The organism is Achromobacter sp. (assembly GCF_032113835.1).
Classification (GTDB): domain Bacteria; phylum Pseudomonadota; class Gammaproteobacteria; order Burkholderiales; family Burkholderiaceae_B; genus Achromobacter.
Window position 1 is genome coordinate 60,357 of record NZ_DAMCTG010000016.1, and the last position, 18,208, is coordinate 78,564.

Consider the following 18,208-nt stretch of genomic DNA (forward strand, 5'->3'; position numbering starts at 1 on the left):
CCGCTTGATGCCTGTCTTTCGATGTGGTGATGCGTCGCGCGCGGCCTTATTGAGCTTCGATCTTGGCGGCCTTGACCAGCGCGCCGTACTTTTTGGTTTCTTCAGCCTGGAAAGCCACCGGATCCATGCCCGGTTTGGCCACTTCGCCGCCGGCGTCCTGCATCTTGGCGCGGAACTGGTCCGACTTCAGCGTTTCATCCAGCACGGCGCGCAGCTTGGTCACCACCGGCTCGGGCAGGCCGGCCGGGCCGTACAACGCGAACCACAGGTTGATGTCGACCGACTCGAAGCCCTTGGTGGCGGCCAGCGGCGCGATCTCGGGCGCGGCGGGCGAGCGCTTGTTCTCGGTCAGGCCCAGCGCGACGATGTTGCCGCTACGCACCTGCGGCAGCCCGGAGGACAGCACCAGCATGCCGTAATCCAGCTGCCCGCTCATCAGGTCGGTCACCAGCGGCGACACGCCGCGGTAAGGCACGTGCTCGGCGCGCGTGCCGGTGGCCTGGTTGATCATCTCGCCGGCCAGGTGCAGCGTCGTGCCCACGCCCGACGAGCCGTAGTTGAACGTGCCGGGCGCGGCTCCCTTGAGCTTTTCCAGATACTCGGCGGCGGTCTTCACGCCCGAGTTCTTGCTGGCGGCCAGCAGCATCGGCTGCGAGGCCACGATGCCCAGCGCCGTGAAATCCTTGGCGCTGTCGTATTTGACGGCGGTGTTGATCATGCGGGCGATCACCATTTCGTTGGTGGAGCCCAGAAAGATGGTGTAGCCGTCGGGCGCCGCGCGCGCCACGCGCTGGGCGCCGATCGTGCCGCCGGCGCCGCCCACGTTCTCGACCACGACCGTCTGGCCCAGGCGCTTGCCCAGTTCTTCGCCCAAGAGGCGCGCGGTCAGGTCCAGGCTACCGCCTGCGGGGTAGCCGACGATCAGCGAGATGCTGCGGGCCGGGTAATCAGCCGCGCTGGCGGCAGGCGCCACGGCAAGCGCCGAGGCGGCACACAACGAAACTAGCGCCGCGCGCAGCGGCTTCACGATGGACTTCATGACTTTCTCCCTGGGGTGCTGTGGGTGGACGGCGGAGCCGTCTCATTTGATTTCGGGAGCTATTTTCGAGCGCGGCCCAAGGGCAGTCCGTGCCAAAACGGCACATCGTGGTGCTGATCGGGATTAGATGTTGGAATTCAGACCCGAATTCACGCCTTGCGATTCGCCGTCGCTTCCCAGGCGGCTTCGGCCAGATCGGTCAGCCGCGCGCGCGGGCGGTACAACCGGACTTCGAACGCAATCTCGTCGCTGCGTCCGCCCAGCTCAGCCAGCGCGCCGCGCCGGCAGTCGGCCGCCACCATCGACCACGGCAGCCACGCCACGCCCACGCCCTTGGCCACCGCGCCATGCGCCGCGTCCAGCGAGTCGCTGCGCACAAACGGCGTCAGCGCATACGGCGTGGCCTCCAACCGGTCCCCCACGATGCGCTCCATCGCCAGCCCGCCGGTGTAGGTGATGAGCGGCACGGGCGCTCCGCCCACCTGCAGCAGGTAACGCGGCCGACCGCGCGTGTCCATCTGGCTGACCGGCACCAGCTTGTCCGTCGCCAGCGTCATGTACCGGTAGCGCGAGGGGCTGAGCGGCACGGACAGCGCCGGATGCTCATAGCAGCACAACAGGTCCACCTTGCCCTGTTCCAGCCGCACCACCAGGTCCTGCGCCTTGCCGGTGGACAGCTCCACCTGCGTGCCGTCCGTCAACACGCGGGGCGTGCGGTGCCGCAGCCGCGCGATCCAGTCGGCCACCAGCGTGCGGGCCAGGCTGCGGCCCGTCGCGATGCGCAGCACTGCCTCGCCGCCCGCGCCCGAACTGCGGATGCGATGGCGCACCAGCCCCATCTGCTCGATCACCTGCGTCGCTGTCTTGAGCAGCGCCTCGCCTTCCGGCGTCAGCGTCACCGGCAACCGCTGGCGTTCCACCAGCGGCGTGCCGGCCCACGTCTCCAGCGCACGGATGCGCCGGCCAAAGGCGGGATGTGTGACGTGCCGCAGTTCGGCCGCACGCACGAAGCTGCCGGTCTGCGCCAGCGCAATCAGGTCTTCGAGGAGTTTGAGGTCTGCCATGGTCGACAAGCTTACGGCATTGCGCGTGCTACGCCGCGGCTTGTCCCTCGGGCAGGGCAAGGATGCGCGCGATGACCTGCGCCGTCTCGCGGTAATGCGCCGCCAGCAGCGCGGCCGCGCAGTCGGCATCGCGCATGACCGCCGCATCCAGCAACGCGCGGTGCTCGTCGTCGACGTTGCGTTCATGGCCGTACGCCATGGCCTGCGCACGCGCCGGCCGGCGGTAGCGCTCGGTCTGCGCATACAGTTGCGCGGACAGGTCCAGCAGCCAGGGCGAGCGGCAGGCGCCGATCAGCGCCTGATGAAAGTCCTGGTGGCGGGCTTCCAAAGCGTCCTCGCGGTCCGGGTCCAGCGCTGGTCCGGCGTCCGCCCGCCGCGCAGCCAGCGCCAATGCATGAAACGCCCCCACCAGCCGCGCCTCCCAGGCGTCGTCGGCGTTGGCCAGCGAACGCCGCAACGCGTCGCAATCGATCAGGATGCGCGTCTCGCAGGCATCGCGCATCTCGTCCACGGACAGCGGCGCAATGCGAAAGCCACGCGACGTGGTGGTGAGCACCATGCGTTCGCTGCGCAACCGGTTCAGCGCCTCGCGGATCGGCGAAAAGCTGCCGCCGTAGCGCTGGCGCAGCAACTCCAGCCGCAGCGACTGGCCCGGCGCAAACGCGCCGCGCATGATGTCGCGGCGCAGTTGCCGGTAGATCTGTTCGGACAGCGTGATGTCTTCGACCTCGGCGCCGCCGTTTGCCGCCGCATCCTCGCGCGGGGCCTTGATTCTGGGTTTCAAGCGCGGCGCTCCTAGACGGCCACCACTGGGTGGCGCAGCGTACCGATGCCTTCCACGCAGGCCACGACCACGTCGCCCGGCCACAGGAATTCCTGCGGCTTGCGGCCGGCGCCCACCCCCTCCGGCGTGCCAGTGGCGATGATGTCGCCCGGCTCCAGCGTGATGCCCGCGCTGATGTCGGAAATCAGGAACGGCACCTTGAACAGCATGTGGCGCGTGTTCGAGCCCTGCTTCTTTTCGCCGTTGACCGTCAACCACAGGTCCAGCACTTGCGGATCAGGAATCTCGTCGGCGGTCACGATGCATGGACCGAACGGCGCATACGTGTCCTGTCCCTTGGAATAGATCCATTGCCCGGCACGGCGGCAATCGCGCGCGCTCATGTCCAGCATCACGCTGTAGCCGAACACGTAGGACAGCGCATCGGCCTCGGCCACGCGCGACGCGCGCCGGCCGATGATCACCGCCAGCTCGACTTCCCAGTCCAGCTGCTGCGTGATCTTCGCGTTGTGCTCGATGGCGTCGCCCGGCCCGATCACCGTGGTGGGCGGCTTGGAAAAGATCACCGGCTGCTTGGGCAGGTCGGCCGACGTGTCCAGCGTGCGGCTGGACTCGGCCACGTGTTCCACGTAGTTCAGGCCGATGCCGAAGATGTTCTTGCGCGGACGCGGGATAGGCGCCAGCAGCTTCACGTTCTCCTGCGGCACCGCGCTGCCCACCGGCCAGTTGCCGCGGAACGTGTCCAGCAGACGCGTCGCCTGCGCGATCGCGACCGGCCCCAGGTCGATGAACTCCAGCATGTCATCGGGCAGGTCCACCCCGCCTTCCTGGCCAAGTAGGAAAAGGTCGACCACATAACCGTCGACGAGCGCGCCCAGGCGGGCGGCGGCGGTGGGATGAGCGCGAAAGGTCACCAGGCGCATCGGGAACTCCAGAAGGTCAAAGGTTGATGGAACCGGCCGCCACGGCGCGGCGGTTTGCGTTCGGAAACTAGATCAGTTGCTGATGACCGCCGTTGTCCTGCACCGCTTCCTCGCGGTACAGCGCCAGCGAACGCATGACGGGCAGATCGTTGAAACAGAACAGGCACGCGTCGTCGTTGGACGACAGGTTGGCATGTTCGTGAATGGCCCAGGACGGCACGCAGAAGATGTCGCGCTCGGTCCAGTCGTAGCGCTTGCCGTCGATGACGGAAAAGCCGCTGCCCTTGGCCACCTGATAGATGAAGCTGCCGGTATGCCGGTGCGCCTTCGTGTGCTCGCCGGGGCGCAGCAACTGCATGCTGGCGCCGATCGTCGGCATGACGGGGCCACCCGTCGCCGGATTGACGTATTCGAGCAGGATGCCGTCGTACGGACTGCCTGCGGTGGTGCGCGCGTAGCGGCGCAGCGCCTCGTACGTGGGCTCCCATTCGTACTTGAAAAGCGGGGAATACGGCTTGGTCCAGCCTGACACTTGCGGGCGCAGCGCCACGCCGCCCCACGCGCCGCTGGTGTCGTCCACCGGATGCGTGACGGTCTGGTTCAGGTCTGGATGCACGGCATAGAAACCGGCTTCCAGCGCATTGACCAGCGGGATGTCCAGGCCGTCCTGCCAGATGCAGGTTGTGCCGTCCTCGGCCACGCCGTGCTCGTGCCACGTGCCGTTCGGCGTCAGCACGAAATCATTCGCGCCCAGCGTCATCTTGTGCCCGTCCACCACCGTGAACGCGCCCTGTCCTTCCATGATGAAGCGCAGCGCCGAATGCGTGTGCGCGTGCGCGGACGCGAGCTCGCCCGGCCGCATGACCTGCAGCCCGGAATACAGCCAGCCCACCGCCGCCGCCACGTCGCGACGGCCAGGATTGTTCAGGTAGATGACCCGCCGGCCCGCCTCTTCGGGCGACACCAGCTCGGCGGAACGCAGCACATGGCCGCGCAGGTCCTGGTAGCGCCACACAACGGGCACGGACGCCGAGCGCGGCGCCCACGGTTCGATCTTGTTCGCCACCGTCCACAGCGCGCCGGTCTCCAGCCGCGCCAGCTCCTGGTAATAGGCCACCCGCTCCGGCGAGTCGGCCACATTGGCGCGGCCCGCGGTGTCTTCGCGGTAGGCGTCGTAGCGGTTCGCTTCCATTCCGTGCCCCTGGTTTTATAAAACGCTGAGGATTTTCGAAAATACTAAGCGCGGGGTCAGAGGCTGGGCAATGGTGAAACGCTAGGGGTTTTCCTGGAACTACGAAGTGGCTTCGCAAAAATATCTTGGCGGCGACGGCAAAAATACTGTACAAAAACACAGTGCAACGTGATACATTTCGCTCGCCCGAAAAACTGTCGTCCAGGGGAGAATTCCTGTGTCAGAAGCTGCTCATCTCGTTCAGTACATCGTCGTTCCCTACCGCGCCGCCGCCAATGGCGTCGCCCCCGGGGAAATCCGTCCGGCCAGCAGCGAATTCGGAGCCATCCGCATCGCGAATTCCATGGCTTCCAAATTCGCCGGCGTCGCGGCCTATGAAGTGATGATCGACAAGGAAACCGGCGACATGGAATCGCCGCGCATCCTGATGCAGATCGGTACCGTGCCCGCGTTGGACGATTAGCCAACGGAAATCGCCCGCCCCGCATGCACGCGGGGCGGGCGATTCAATGGCTTGGCGCGCATTACCAGCGCGCAGCCAGTACCTCTGTGGGATCGATCATTCGCAGAATCCTGATCTGCGAACGCTAGAACAGATACTTGACCCCTACAGAGCCACCGACCGCACGCAACCCCGACGCCCCGCCCAATCCCTGTTCGGCATTCAGCTGCACATTGACAAAGGTGTTCTTGCCCGCCCGCCGGTCGTAGCCCGCCGACAGCCCCACGCGCGATCCGTCCAGTTTGTTCTCAAAGGCGATGTCGCCCTGCGTCAGGGTCTGGTATTCGCTGGACGACTTCCCCAGCGTGTGCCGGTAACTCAGCATTAGCCAACCGTGGTTCCGCGCGTCGTCCTGCTCGCCCCAGGCTTTTGACAGCTTCAGGCTCACGCGCGAATGCAGCGTTTGGGACTTGGGCAGTGCCACCCGGCCAAGATCGTCATCGCCATCGCGCAGCTTGACGTGCTGGACCATCACCTGCGCCTGCGGTTCGAGTCGAAGTCCACTAGACGCATCACCAACGTCGAACGCCTTGCCTGCTTCGGCCGACAGCGCCGCGCCCCAGCCCGACGTTCGCATCGACATGCCGTCCGCGCCGCTCGATTGGGTCTTCACGCCATAGCGGCTGATCTGCGTGACGAAGTCGACGTACCCGCCCTTGCCATCAATCATCGTGTAATACGCGCCCAAGCCATACATCGTCTGGTCGCTGCGTCCGGCATTGATGGTCGAACGCGTGGAGGCCTGGTAATGATCCACTTCGGCGCGGGAAACCAATGCGGTGCCGAACACGCCCAGGCTATTGCGGCCGATTCCCTTGTTGGTCACGAACAGGTCCGTTCCCACCTGCAGGCCGCCCAGCGCCGTGCGGCTTGCGACCTGGGATTGCAGAATGCCGCGCGACATGCCATCCCGGTTCTCCCACCCCCCCAACGTTCTGGCCCACGCGTAAGGGTAAACCTTCCGCGCCAGCGTTTCGGTGGCGCCCATGCGTTCGTTGAAGGTGCCCACCGCCAGTTCGGACTGCCGCAGGGCTTGGCTGCCCAACTGCGAATAAAGGGAGACCTCGGGGCGGACCTCGCTGATCAAATACCAGTTGTTGGCAAGCGCCGGTGAGCCGTCCTGCGCGCCATGCGTCAGCACGTAGTGGAACGCTCCGGCCCGCGGAGCTTGCCCTGGCGTTTGCTGGAATGCGTTGTCCGTGCTGGCGCCGGCCTTGACCACCAGATAGCCGTTTTTGCTGAAGGCATCGCCAAAGCCGGCTTCGGTGTTGATCGTCAGGTTGGTCAGCCCCGTGGCCCCCGCGATCAAGGTCAGGTAATCCGCCGCGCCGGTGGCGGGGGGACCCAAGTGCAGTTGCACTTCGCCGCCGCCGCCCACCAGATTGTTGGCGGTGAACGTTCGGCCGATCTCATCGTGGGCCCAATCTGCGGGCGGAGCAAACGCGACGCTGCCTTCAAGCCGAAGTTCGTTGACGGTGCTGAGGTTGTTTGCTTGCGCGGGGTTGGAGGCGTCGGTCAACACGTTCCATTTGCTTGTCGCGTCGATGGCGAGACTTGGTCCATCCACCCAACCGTCGAGCGTGGCGCCGCTTGCCAGACGCAACTCGGCGCCGGCCGCACCAACGACCCGCGCGGCCGCATCATTGGCCTGGCCCAGCGACGTCCCCCGGATCTCAAGCGCGCCGTCGAATAGCCGCGTGATGCCGGTGTAGGTGAGCGGGCCCGTCAGCGTGGTCATGCCTTCCAACTGATGCAGCTCGCCGCTACCCGATATGGCATTGGAGAACGCGCCCCGGTGCTGAGACATCGCCAGGACGGCATTGTTTTCGATCTCACCTGCGCCCAGAGATCCGCCGTGATGCGTTCCGCCGGAGCCAAGCTGAAGCACACCCTCTTCGATGACGACGGCACCGGAAAAGGCGTCATTGTCACGAGCGATGGACAAGGTTCCCGCGCCGGTTTTGGTGAGCGCGCCCGATCCGGTGATGCTTCCGAACAGGTGTACGTCCGCCGACGGCCCTTGTGTCGCCAGCTCTGGACTTCCTGTCCGGATCACGCCGTCTCTGGCGAAATGCATGTCACGTTCCATCACCGTCGCGGCTTCCACCTGCAGCCCGCCGCCGTTGAAGGTAAGCGTGCCTGACCGATCACCCAGATTGTTGTCGTGGTCAATCGCGAGCCACCCGCCCGACAGGGTCCACGGCGTTTCGACCTGCCCGGTCCCGCCTATCAGCTTCCATGTTCCGGCCGACGTTTTCTCGAAGGCATTGAAGCCCAGATATTGGGCCGGTCCGGTCGCGCCGGTTCCGATCAGGCTGACATCAAAGACGTTGCTGTCGTAGTCCAGGCGGGCGTCCCAGCCGCCATCAAGCACTAGCGTATTCGTGCCGCCGGATTCCGTGGCATCGACCAGGCCGATGATCTGGCTGTCTGGGTTGTCCCAGCCGCCCTGCGCCTTGAGCACCAGCGTGGAATCGCGGGCGGTCGCGGCATATTTGATGGCGGTGTCCTGGTTCTCCGGCCCTTGCGATATCGTTCCCGTATTGATGATCACGGAGTTGGCGCCCGTGACGTAGACGCCGTGACCGCTCGTGCCCCCGGCGCCGCCCGCGGGGCCGCCCTCGACGTAGCTGCCAGGCCCGCCGTTGCCGCCCGATCCGCCAGCCGCCCCGCCGCCGCCGCCGCCACCGCCGTAGCCGTCCAGGACGGCATCGATTTCTTGCCGGCTCAACCCCAACTCCAGCGCTTCGGCCGCTTCAGGGTTGGCGATGCCGCCGTCTACCCCCGACTCTCCGCCGGCCATGCCGCCCACGCCCCCCACGCCGGAAATCTGACTCTCGAATAAAGCCTGGCCCGGCGTTCCTCCATGAGTGTAGGTGCCACCGCCCCCGCCGCCACCGCCTGCAAACTTGCTGGCCCCTGGGCTCTGAATATTGCCTCCGCCTGAGGAACCATTGCCCCCCCCGTGGCCACCATCTCCGCCAAAACCCGCCCCAATCGCTCCACCAAAGGTGAGGTCCGCGCCGCCGCCGCCCCCGCCGCCGCCCCCGCCGCCCGCGCCCCCACCTCCGTCGCCGCCGCGGCCGCCATTACTTGACACGGTCATATGAAAAGCGCCCCCGCCACCGCCCCCGCCGCCGCCGCCCTTGCCGCCGCTGATCGAGTACCCGACGTTGTGCAAGACCACGCCGTCACCCGAGATCACGATGCCGTGTCCGCCGTTACCTCCCGAGCCTCCCGCGCCCCCCACGATACCGCCTCGGCCGCCGCCCCCGCCCCCGCCACCACCGCCGCCGGGCGCCCCTTCAATGTCGTCATAAGTCGTATAGGACGTGGAGATATCCAGGGCGGTAATGCCATCCCCGCCATCCCCGCCCCTGCCGCCATTGGCAGCCCCGCCGATGCCGCCCGTACCCGCCTCACCAACGATCAGCGCGTGCGCGGCGGGATGCGGGGACATGCCGAGAGAGATCAAAGACAGGCCAAAACAAAGCTTGAACGCAATACCGCGCGCTTTGTCGATTCGATTTCGAGTCGAATCCGCATGTCGCAGCGCCAAGCAAGAATCCGTGTGCATCATTGGTTCATCCTGGATGTGGATTCACGCGCGGCTTCACGAATTCGATTGCACCTGGCGCGTAGGGCCGCGCCAGGCAAAATCATCTGCTTGAGGTTTCAAGAACGTGGAACACCGGGCTTGCCGGCTGCGCGCTGAATAATCCGATTAATCACATCGCGCGACGTGGACTGCGGGTTTTAAGCGTTTGCTTGAACCCTCTCGTCGGCGCGAACAGTGTTCTGTATGCGCGTAGGATTCGCGGAGAGTACGTTTACTCCGTTGGCCTGCTAGCGTCCAAAATCATCACCAGCCCTCGTAGAATCGGACGGGTCCGAGAGCGGCCGACGCAGGCACGTCGGCCGCTCCAAAATGGGTCGTGCCCGACGCGGATCCGCTGACGCTAGAACAGGTGCTTGATCCCCATCGAGCCACTCACCGCGCGCAAGCCCGACGCGCCGCCCAATCCCTGTTCGGCGCTCAACTGAACATTGACGAAGGTGTTCTTGCCCGCCCGTCGGTCGTAGCCCGCCGACAGCCCCACGCGCGATCCGTCCAGTTTGTTCTCAAAGGCGATGTCGCCCTGCGTCAGGGTCTGGTATTCGCTGGACGACTTCCCCAGCGTGTGCCGGTAACTCAGCATTAGCCAACCGTGGTTCCGCGCGTCGTCCTGCTCGCCCCAGGCTTTTGACAGCTTCAGGCTCACGCGCGAATGCAGCACATGTGATGCTGGCAGCGCAACTAGGCCAAGGTCATCATTGCCGTCGCGCAGCTTGACGTGCTGATACATCAACTGCGCCTGAGGTTCGAGTCGAAGCCCTTTGGACGTATCGCCAATGTCGAACGCCTTGCCGGCTTCGGCTGATAGCGCTGCGCCCCATCCCGATGTTTGCATCGACATGCCGTCCGCGCCGCTCGATTGCGTTTTGACGCCGTACCGGCTGAATTGCGTGACGAAGTCGGCGTACCCGCCTTTGCCGTCCATCATCGTGTAATACGCGCCCACGCCATACATCGTCTGATCGCTGCGTCCGGCGTCGATCGTCGAACGCGTGGATTCCTGATAATGATCCACCTGCGCGCGCGAGACCATCGCAGTCCCGAACACCCCAATGCTGTTGCGGCGAATCCCCGTGTTGGTCACGAACAAGTCCGTGCCCACTTGCAGCCCGCCCAGCGTCGTGCGGCTTGCGACCTGTGATTGCAGAATGCCGCGCGACGCGCCGTCGCGGTTTTCCCAGCCTCCCAGCGTTCTGGCCCAGGCATACGGGTACACCTTACGGGCCAGCGTTTCAGTCGCGCCCATGCGCTCGTTGAAGGTGCCCACCGCCAGCTCGGACTGCCGTAGCGCTTGCCCGCCAAGCTGCGAATAAATGGAGACCTCGGGGCGGACCTCGCTGATCAAGTACCAGTTGTTGGCAAGTGTCGGCGAGCCATCCTGCGCGCCATGCGACAGCACATAGCGGAACGCCCCGCCCCGCGGACCCTGGCCGGGCGTCAGCTGGAACGCGTTGTCCGTGCTGGCGCCCGCCTTGACCACCAGAAGGCCGTTTTCGTGGAGCGGATCGCCGAAGCCGCTGTCGGTGTTGAGCGCCAGGTTGGTCACCCCTGTCGCCCCCGCGTTCAAGGTCAGGTAATCCACGGTGCCGGCCGAGGTCGGAATCATGTGCATCTGCACTTCACCGCCGCCACCCGCCAGATTGTCGGCGGTGAACGTGCGGCCGATGGCATCGTGGGTCCACTCGGCGGGCGGCGCAAACGCGACGCTGCCTTCAAGCCGAAGCGCGTTGACGGTGCTGAGGTTGTTGGCTTGCGCGGGAGTGGAAGCGGGATTGGAAGCATCGGTCAGGATGTTCCAACGGCTGGTCGCGTCGATGGAAAGATTCGGTCCATCAACCCAGCCGTCAAGCCGTGCGCCGTTGGCCAATCCGAGGCCGGCATCGCTCGCCCCAACGACCCGGGCAACCGCGAGATCGGCCTGGCCCAAGGACGTGCCATCGATGACCAGCATGCCGTTGTCCACCCGCGTAATGCCGGTGTAGGTGAGCGGCCCGGTCAGCGTGGTCGTACCCGAACCGGCCTGCCACAGCTCTCCCGTACCGGATATGGCGTTGGACAGGATGAGGGCGTCGGCGCGGTCTATCGCCAGAACGGCGTTGTTCTCGATCACGCCCGCGCCCAACGATCCGGTGGCCTGGCCCGCGCCCAGTTGCAGCACGCCGTCGTCAATCACTGTTGCGCCGCCAAAGGCATTGTCGCTGTCGATAATCCACGTCCCGGCGCCGGTCTTGGTAAGCGTGCCCGATCCGCTGATCGCTCCCTGCATCACGGAGGTCGTGCCGTCCACGGTGCGGATGGCGCCGTCTCCCGCAAACTGCATGTCGCGCTGCGATAGGACATTGGCATCCAGTTGCAGCCCGCCGCCGTCAAAGGTGAGGGCAACCGCGGCGTCGCCCAGGCTGGCGTCGTCGGCGATCGCGAGCCACCCGCCCGACAGGGTCCAGGGCATGATGGCCTGATTGGGCGCGCCCGTCAGGGTCCAGGTTCCCGCGGACGTTTTTTCGAAGGCATTGAAGCCCAGGTACTGGGCCTGCGGGCCGCTTCCAATCAGGCTGACATCAAAGGCCAGCGCCGCGCCGCCATCCAGCCTGAACGTGTTCTTGCCGCCCGACTCCGTGGCGTCGACCAGGCCGATGATTTCACTGCCGGCTTGCAGGACCAGCGTGGAATCGTGGGCGGTCGCCGCATATTTGATGGCGGTGTTCTGGTTCGCCGGCCCCTGCGAGATCGTGCCCGAATTGATGATCACGGAGTTGGCGCCGGTGACATGGACGCCGTGACCGCTGTTTCCGCCGGCGCCGCCCGGGGGGCCGCCGAGAAAGCCGGCACCTGGCCCCCCGTTGCCGCCAGATCCGCCAGCCGCCCCGCCGCCTCCACCGCCCCCGGCCCACGTTGCTTCGGTGGCTATGCCACCATCGACGCCGGCCTCACCGCCAGCGATACCGCCTGATCCGCCTACACCCGGAATTGGGCTGGGTAATCCATCGCCCGGCGACCCGCCGTTGGTGTAAGTGCCGCCGCCACCCCCACCGCCCCCTGCATAATTCGACTGGCCGCCACCCGGCATACCATCGTCTTCCCCATTACCGCCATTTCCGCCGTAGCCCGTTCCATCGATACCGCCGGGGTTGATATCCGCCGCGCCCCCGCCACCACCACCGCCGCCCCCACCCGCGCCCCCCGCGCCGTCACCGCCACGGCCGCCGTCACTGACCAACGTATTATCGTAGGCGCCCCCCCCACCACCTCCGCCCCCACCGCCCTTGCCACCGCTGATCGAGTAGCCATCATTGTGCAGGATCACGCCGTCGCCCGAGATCACGATGCCGTGCCCACCGTTTCCTCCCGCGCCACCTGCGCCTCCCACATGGCCGCCCTGTCCGCCTCCCCCGCCACCCCCACCGCCTCCGCCGGGAGCCCCTTCAATGTCGTCATAGGTCGTATAGGACGTAGTGAGATCCAGGGCCGCAAAACCATCCCCGCCGTCGCTCCCGTTGCCGCCATTGGCAGCCCCGCCTGCGCCTCCCACCCCCGCTTCACCGACGATCAACGCACGCGCGGCGGGATGCGGGGACATGCCGAGAGAGATCAGAGACAGGCCAAAACAAAGCTTGAGTGCGATACCGCGCGCCATGCCGATTCGATTTCGGGCCGAATCCGCATATCGCAACGCCAAGCAAGAATCCGTGTGCATCGTTGGTTCATCCTGGGTATGGATTCACGCGCAGCTTCACGAACAATCGCCCCTGGAGCACCGGAGCCGCTCCAGACGCAATCGTCGGCTTGAGTTTCAAGAACGTGGAACACCGGGTTTGCCGGTTGCGCGCTGAAATCCGATTAATCACATCGCGCGACGTGAGCAGCAGGCTTTTAGCGCTTGCTGAAACCTCTTCGTCGACACGATTGATTTTGGGTATGCGCCTCGGGTACGCACAGAGTACGTTTGCTCAGGAGGAGGGGCTCAAGTTGAGAGAATCGCTACCGCCCCATCGAAATCAGAACGATCCCAGAGGCGCAAGCGCGGGCAGCATGAGCATCGTGCGGGTAGGCGCCATGTCCTCCGTCCCCCGCGCAAGTCCGAGGCTACGCGGAAGTCTCCCTCGCAGGCATCAGCGCGCAACTTTGCACTCTGTAAGCGCAATATTGCGCTCCCGAGTTTTCGGCCCGGAGTTACGCTGGAGCCTTCCGATCACCGAAGTTCTTCCCACATCCCCAAGGAGATACCCATGACAACCCAAACGCATCCGCTAGACAAGAAAACCGCCTACTGGGGCGTGCCGTGGGAAGACGCGTATGGTTATGCGCAGGCGGTGCAAGTGGGCAACGAGATTTATGTATCGGGTCAGTTGAACCACGACAAGGACGGCAACCTGATCGCCCCGGCCGAACTCGACGACCAAGGCAAGCCGCGCGACTTCTCGACGATGGAAGCGCAAATGCGTGCGACCTACGAGAACCTGGGGACGCTGCTCGGCAAGTTCGGCGCCACGCTGGATAACGTCGTGGAAGAAACGCTGTACGTGCTGGATGTGGATGCCGCCTTTGCCGCCGCGGGCAAGGTGCGCAAGGCCGCGTACGGCACCGACCGTCCGCAAGTGGCCAGCAACCTGATCGGCGTGTCCCGTCTGGCGATGCCGCCGCAATTGATCGAGATCGCTTGCAAGGCCATCCTGCGTCCCAAGGATGCAGTCTGACGGATGTTATGGCTTGAAGGGGTGAAGGGCCAGCCGGCCCTCGATCAACGTCTTTTGCTCGGCCACGGCTGCGGCGCAAAAGCGCATGAAGGCCTGAACGCGCCGGGATCCGCGGATGTCTGGATGGGTGAGCAGCCAAAGCTCATCCTGAAGCTCGGCCACGACGGGGCCGACGCGCACCACGTCGGTCATCGTGTCGCCCAGCATGCAAGGCAGGTAGCCCATGCCCAAGCCGGCCGAGATACCTGCGCTGACGGCGGCAACCGAGTCCGAGCGGTAGGCAATGCGTGACGGCGCGACGCGGCTTTCAAGATATTGCGCGGCCTTGAGCCCGGACAACCCGCCCGCGTACGACACCCAATCCAGCTCGTAGAGGCGATCCGCGGCGGGCGCCTTGCGGCGAAATTGCCGGGCGGCGCCGTAAGGCGCCCAAGCGATGGCGGCCAGCTTGCGCCCCACCCAGCTCTCGGGCGGACGCCGCGTTGCCCTGAGGGCAATGTCGGATTCGTCGCGCGCGAGATCCAGCGTGTCGTTCCCGACCAGCACGTCGATGGACAACGAAGGGTGCGCAGCTCTGAATTCAGCAATGATGGGCGTCAGGAAATACAGCAGGAGCGAATCGCTGGTGGCGACGCGTAGGGTGCCCTGCGGATCGTGAGCGGCGCCGGAAATGCGCCGGGCCACGCTGACGACGTCGAGCTCGACCCGCTCGCTCAGCGCGCGCAGCTCCATGCCTTCAGGCGTCAGCTTGTAGCCCGTGTGCCGCCGGTCGAACAACGCGACGCCCAGTGCGGCTTCGGCATGCGCCACGCGGCGCGAGACCGTCGAGGCGTTGATGCCGAGCTTTTCGGCAGCCATCGACCGATTGCCGCAGTCGCTCAGCGTCTTGATGATGCGCAGGTCATCCCACGACAACTGTTGCGCGGCGTTGCCCAGTCCGGTGGAGGGGCGATCGGCGTGCGTCTGGGATTTGGCGGGTTTGGACTGCACGATGAATGGCGGATGTTCTTTCGCAGCGGATTACTACCCGCACTCGTGGTTACCCATACTCGTGGCGAAAATAAAAAGGGCCCATGAAGGGCCCGGAACAACGCACAGCTTTATTCAGTTGGCGCGCCCGACAGGAATCGAACCTGTATCAAGAGCTTCGGAAACTCTCATTCTATCCATTGAACTACGGGCGCAGCGCAAGGAGGCGGTATTGTACCCAGTTTTACGCGTTCTGCATGAACTGGATCAAATCCTCCGGCAAACTCATCGAAAACCCGTCCATTCTCATTGGACGATCGTCCATGACACCGTTATATAATCCAGCGTTTGCTTGCAGGCGGGCGTGAATTGCCGCCGACTTGTGCAGTTCTGATTTTCTGTTGCCGCCGCCAGGCGCCCCCGGTACCCGTTAGCAGGATTTGGTCATGAGCAACGAGCAGGAACACATAGAAGAGCACTCCTCCCCCATCAAGACCCCGAAGCAACTGATCGTCACGATCGTCCTGGCTTTCGTGGTTCCCATCGCCATCATCATCCTTCTGGTGAACATGGTGGTCACCGGCACCAAGACCGGCGCCGGCTCGGACGCCTTGTCCGGCGAGGCCGTCGCACGGCGGATCGCACCCGTAGCGGGCTTCGAACTCGTTGACGCCAACGCGCCCAAGGTCTTCAAGACTGGCGAACAGGTCTTTGCCACCGTCTGTACGGCCTGTCACACCGCCGGCGTGGCTGGCGCACCCAAGCTCGGCGACAACGCCGCGTGGGCGCCGTTCATCAAGGCTGGCTACGACGAGATGATGAAGGTCGCGCTGCACGGCAAGGGCGGCATGCCCGCCAAGGGCGGCAACCCGGCCCTGTCCGACTACGAAGTCGCGCGCGCCGTGGTCTACATGGCCAACAAGTCCGGCGCCTCGCTGCCGGAACCGGCGGCACCCGCTGAAGAAGGCGCGAAGAAGGAAGGCGAAGCCGCGCCGGCCGCGCAAGCCGCAGCACCGGCAGCACCCGCTGCTGCTGCCGCTCCCGCCGAAACTGCTCCTGCTGCCGCGGCACCGGCTGCCGCAGCGCCGGCTGCCGCAGCATCGGCTGCCGCAGCTCCCGCCCCCGAGCAAAAGACCGCCGCCGTCAACCCGGCCGGCGAACAGCTCTACAAAACGGCCTGTTTTGCGTGCCACGCCACGGGCGTCGCCAATGCACCCAAGTTCGGCGACAAGGCCGCCTGGGAGCCCTACATCAAGACCGGCATGGACGCCATGGTGAAGGTCGCGATGACGGGCAAGGGTGTGATGCCTCCCAAGGGCGGCGCAGCCAACGCCTCGGAAGAAGACATCCGCGCAGCCGTGGAGTTCATGGTGAACGCCGCCAAGTAATACCCTGGCCGCCTCGCAGGCAATAAAAAGCCCCTTGAATCATCAAGGGGCTTTTTTTATCCGGCGACCCGTCTTCGCTTGGCAAGGTGTCTGACACCCTTGCCGCGCTTTATCAACTTGACGGTCATTGCTGATGGGTGTCAGACACCTTGGGTCGGAAGCAGGCGGTCAAAACAAGGTGTCTGACACCCGCTGAGCCGCCGCCACAAGCTGACGATCCTCTGCCCCGGGTGTCTGACACCGTCTCAGCCAGCCTCGCAGCCCGGCAGCAGCCATCACGGCCGGAAGAACGATCAGTCCGCCGCCGACGTCTTCACCAGCGACATGCCCAGCTGCACACGACGCTGCAGCCACAGGCTGGGACGGTAACGGGTGTCGCCCGTCACGCGTTGCATGCTCTTCAAAATTTCCAGGATGCGGTCGGCGCCCAGCTTGTCGCCCAGCGCCAGCGGACCCACCGGGTAACCCAGGCCCAGCGTCACGGCCAGGTCGATGTCCTCGGGCGTGGCGATCTTCTGCTGCGCGATGTCGCAGGCGATGTTCACGATGTGCGCCACGATGCGCTGCGCGATGAAGCCGGGCGAATCCTCGATCACCGTGACGGGCACGCCGTCGGCGGCCAGCAGCGCATGGGCGGCGTCGCGCCATTTGTCCTCGGTGGCGGGCGAGACCATGATCGTGCGGCGCTTCGCGTTATCGAACGCATACAGCGTGTCCAGACCGACCGTGCGGCCCGCGTTCAGGCCTTGCGCGGAAACGCTGGTGGACACGTCTTCACCAAACGGCGTGACCAGGATCAGCGCATCGGCGTCAGGCGTGGAGCCCGTGACCAGCGTACCGCCCAGCTTCTCGACCAGCGCGGACGCGCGGGCGTAGCCTTCGCCGTGCTTGGGGCTGACCCAGACCTTCAGGCCCTCGGGCAGCGCGGGCGCGGCCGCTTCGGCCGGCACCTGCTTCTGGCCGTCGGCGTAGACGTAGAAGCCTTCACCGGCCTTGCGGCCGATCAGCCCGCCCGCGAGGCGCACGGTGGTGATCGGCGACGGGCGGAAGCGCGGCTCGTCGAAGAACTGGCGATAGATGGATTCCATCACCGGATGCGACACGTCGAGCGCGGTCAGGTCCAGCAGTTCGAACGGCCCCATGCGAAAGCCCGCCTGCTCGCGCATCACGGCGTCGACCTGGGCGAAGGTGGCCACAGCCTCCTGCGCCACGCGCAGGCCTTCGGTATTCATGCCGCGGCCGGCGTGGTTGACGATGAAGCCGGGCATGTCCTTGGCGCGTACGGGCGTGTGGCCCATGCGGCGGGCCAGCTCGGCCAGGGCATCGCCCACTTCCGGCGCGCTGCGCAGGCCGTCAATAACCTCGACCACCTTCATCAGCGCAACGGGATTGAAGAAGTGATAGCCGGCCACGCGTTGCGGCCGCTTGCAGGCGGCCGCGATGGCGGTGATGGACAGGGACGAGGTGTTGGACGCCAGGATGCAGTCGTCAGCGACCACGCCTTCCAGCGCCGCGAACAGATCACGCTTGACGTCCAGCCGCTCGACGATGGCCTCGACCACGAGCTGGCAGTTCGACATGTCGGTCAGCGCGGTGGCCGATTCGACGCGTTCCAGCGCAGCTTGCGCGTCGGCCGCGGTCAGCTTGCCCTTCTGGGCCAGCTTCTCCCAGGTCTGACGCAGCGATTCGCGCGCGGCCGCGATGGCCTCCGAACTGGTGTCGTACAGACGCACGCGCAGGCCGGCTTGCGCCGCGATCTGCGCGATGCCGCGCCCCATGGCCCCGGCGCCCACGACGCCGATGGTTTGAATCTCCGTCATCAACTATCTCCTGCCTGTATTGGAATGGTTCGTGCGCCTGGCGCGGCGCGGCAAGCGAAAAAGGCGGCCAGGCCGCCTTTTTCGCGCGCATCAGGCCCGGCTCTGCGCCAGCGCCTGGATTTCTTCGGCCGACAGTCCCAGCTTTTCAGACAGGACCTGCTCCGTGTGCTCGCCCAGCATGGGCGGCGCGCGGCGGTATTCGACCGGGCTGCCGGAG

Annotated in this window: 12 protein-coding genes, 1 tRNA gene and 1 pseudogene; 3 read left to right on the forward strand and 11 right to left on the reverse strand. The window is 65.6% G+C overall.

The features are described from left to right. Window positions 1–46 precede the first annotated feature (46 nt). From RT697_RS08915 to RT697_RS08935, 5 genes are all read right to left on the reverse strand, one after another. Window positions 47–1,039, reverse strand: coding sequence for a tripartite tricarboxylate transporter substrate binding protein (locus RT697_RS08915; RefSeq protein WP_313698228.1), 993 nt, complete (start codon window positions 1,037–1,039; stop codon window positions 47–49). Window positions 1,040–1,188: 149 nt separating this feature from the next. Next, entirely contained in the window at window positions 1,189–2,103 is a 915-nt protein-coding gene (locus RT697_RS08920) for a LysR family transcriptional regulator (RefSeq protein ID WP_313698229.1), read from the reverse strand. A gap of 28 nt (window positions 2,104–2,131) precedes the next feature. Further along, a complete protein-coding gene (locus RT697_RS08925; RefSeq protein ID WP_313698231.1) occupies window positions 2,132–2,887 on the reverse strand; it encodes an FCD domain-containing protein in 756 nt (251 codons plus the stop codon). An 11-nt stretch (window positions 2,888–2,898) separates the two neighbouring features. Then, window positions 2,899–3,810, reverse strand: a complete 912-nt coding sequence (locus tag RT697_RS08930) for a fumarylacetoacetate hydrolase family protein (protein ID WP_313698233.1) — start codon at window positions 3,808–3,810, stop codon at window positions 2,899–2,901. Window positions 3,811–3,877: 67 nt separating this feature from the next. Continuing rightward, window positions 3,878–5,002, reverse strand: a complete 1,125-nt coding sequence (locus tag RT697_RS08935) for a cupin domain-containing protein (protein WP_105237147.1) — start codon at window positions 5,000–5,002, stop codon at window positions 3,878–3,880. Between the two features lie 217 nt (window positions 5,003–5,219). On the opposite strand from RT697_RS08935, the gene RT697_RS08940 reads away from it, so the two are divergent. Next, entirely contained in the window at window positions 5,220–5,465 is a 246-nt protein-coding gene (locus RT697_RS08940) for a hypothetical protein (protein WP_128827083.1), read from the forward strand. A gap of 124 nt (window positions 5,466–5,589) precedes the next feature. On the opposite strand, the gene RT697_RS08945 is transcribed toward RT697_RS08940, so the two are convergent. Both RT697_RS08945 and RT697_RS08950 read right to left on the reverse strand, forming a co-directional pair. Further along, a complete protein-coding gene (locus tag RT697_RS08945; protein WP_313698235.1) occupies window positions 5,590–9,084 on the reverse strand; it encodes an autotransporter outer membrane beta-barrel domain-containing protein in 3,495 nt (1,164 codons plus the stop codon). Between the two features lie 379 nt (window positions 9,085–9,463). Then, window positions 9,464–12,754 (reverse strand): autotransporter outer membrane beta-barrel domain-containing protein, encoded by a 3,291-nt coding sequence (locus tag RT697_RS08950; protein ID WP_313698237.1) that lies wholly within the window; start codon window positions 12,752–12,754, stop codon window positions 9,464–9,466. A 592-nt stretch (window positions 12,755–13,346) separates the two neighbouring features. On the opposite strand from RT697_RS08950, the gene RT697_RS08955 reads away from it, so the two are divergent. Next, on the forward strand, window positions 13,347–13,814 hold the full coding sequence (locus RT697_RS08955) for a Rid family hydrolase (RefSeq protein ID WP_313698239.1): 468 nt from the start codon (window positions 13,347–13,349) through the stop codon (window positions 13,812–13,814). Between the two features lie 6 nt (window positions 13,815–13,820). On the opposite strand, the gene RT697_RS08960 is transcribed toward RT697_RS08955, so the two are convergent. Together RT697_RS08960 and RT697_RS08965 are read right to left on the reverse strand one after the other, a co-directional pair. Beyond that, window positions 13,821–14,804: a LysR family transcriptional regulator gene (locus RT697_RS08960; protein ID WP_313698241.1), complete on the reverse strand. Its 984-nt coding sequence runs from the start codon at window positions 14,802–14,804 to the stop codon at window positions 13,821–13,823. Between the two features lie 119 nt (window positions 14,805–14,923). Then, a tRNA-Arg gene (locus RT697_RS08965) sits at window positions 14,924–14,998 on the reverse strand. A 231-nt stretch (window positions 14,999–15,229) separates the two neighbouring features. Here RT697_RS08965 and RT697_RS08970 point away from each other — a divergent pair. Continuing rightward, on the forward strand, window positions 15,230–16,171 hold the full coding sequence (locus RT697_RS08970) for a c-type cytochrome (protein WP_313698242.1): 942 nt from the start codon (window positions 15,230–15,232) through the stop codon (window positions 16,169–16,171). A 293-nt stretch (window positions 16,172–16,464) separates the two neighbouring features. On the opposite strand, the gene RT697_RS08975 is transcribed toward RT697_RS08970, so the two are convergent. Together RT697_RS08975 and RT697_RS08980 are read right to left on the reverse strand one after the other, a co-directional pair. After that, window positions 16,465–17,991 (reverse strand): 3-hydroxyacyl-CoA dehydrogenase, encoded by a 1,527-nt coding sequence (locus tag RT697_RS08975; RefSeq protein ID WP_313698244.1) that lies wholly within the window; start codon window positions 17,989–17,991, stop codon window positions 16,465–16,467. A 90-nt stretch (window positions 17,992–18,081) separates the two neighbouring features. Then, window positions 18,082–18,208 (reverse strand): annotated as a pseudogene (locus RT697_RS08980) (CoA transferase); the annotation flags it as partial.

What these genes read in the sequence shown, in the direction of transcription:
- RT697_RS08935 (WP_105237147.1), bottom strand. Translation starts at nt 5,002, where the DNA reads ATGGAAGCGAACCGCTACGACGCCTACCGCGAAGACACCGCGGGCCGC.
- RT697_RS08930 (WP_313698233.1), bottom strand. Translation starts at nt 3,810, where the DNA reads ATGCGCCTGGTGACCTTTCGCGCTCATCCCACCGCCGCCGCCCGCCTG.
- RT697_RS08955 (WP_313698239.1), top strand. Translation starts at nt 13,347, where the DNA reads ATGACAACCCAAACGCATCCGCTAGACAAGAAAACCGCCTACTGGGGC.
- RT697_RS08915 (WP_313698228.1), bottom strand. Translation starts at nt 1,039, where the DNA reads ATGAAGTCCATCGTGAAGCCGCTGCGCGCGGCGCTAGTTTCGTTGTGT.
- RT697_RS08920 (WP_313698229.1), bottom strand. Translation starts at nt 2,103, where the DNA reads ATGGCAGACCTCAAACTCCTCGAAGACCTGATTGCGCTGGCGCAGACC.
- RT697_RS08975 (WP_313698244.1), bottom strand. Translation starts at nt 17,991, where the DNA reads ATGACGGAGATTCAAACCATCGGCGTCGTGGGCGCCGGGGCCATGGGG.
- RT697_RS08970 (WP_313698242.1), top strand. Translation starts at nt 15,230, where the DNA reads ATGAGCAACGAGCAGGAACACATAGAAGAGCACTCCTCCCCCATCAAG.
- RT697_RS08945 (WP_313698235.1), bottom strand. Translation starts at nt 9,084, where the DNA reads ATGATGCACACGGATTCTTGCTTGGCGCTGCGACATGCGGATTCGACT.
- RT697_RS08950 (WP_313698237.1), bottom strand. Translation starts at nt 12,754, where the DNA reads ATGGCGCGCGGTATCGCACTCAAGCTTTGTTTTGGCCTGTCTCTGATC.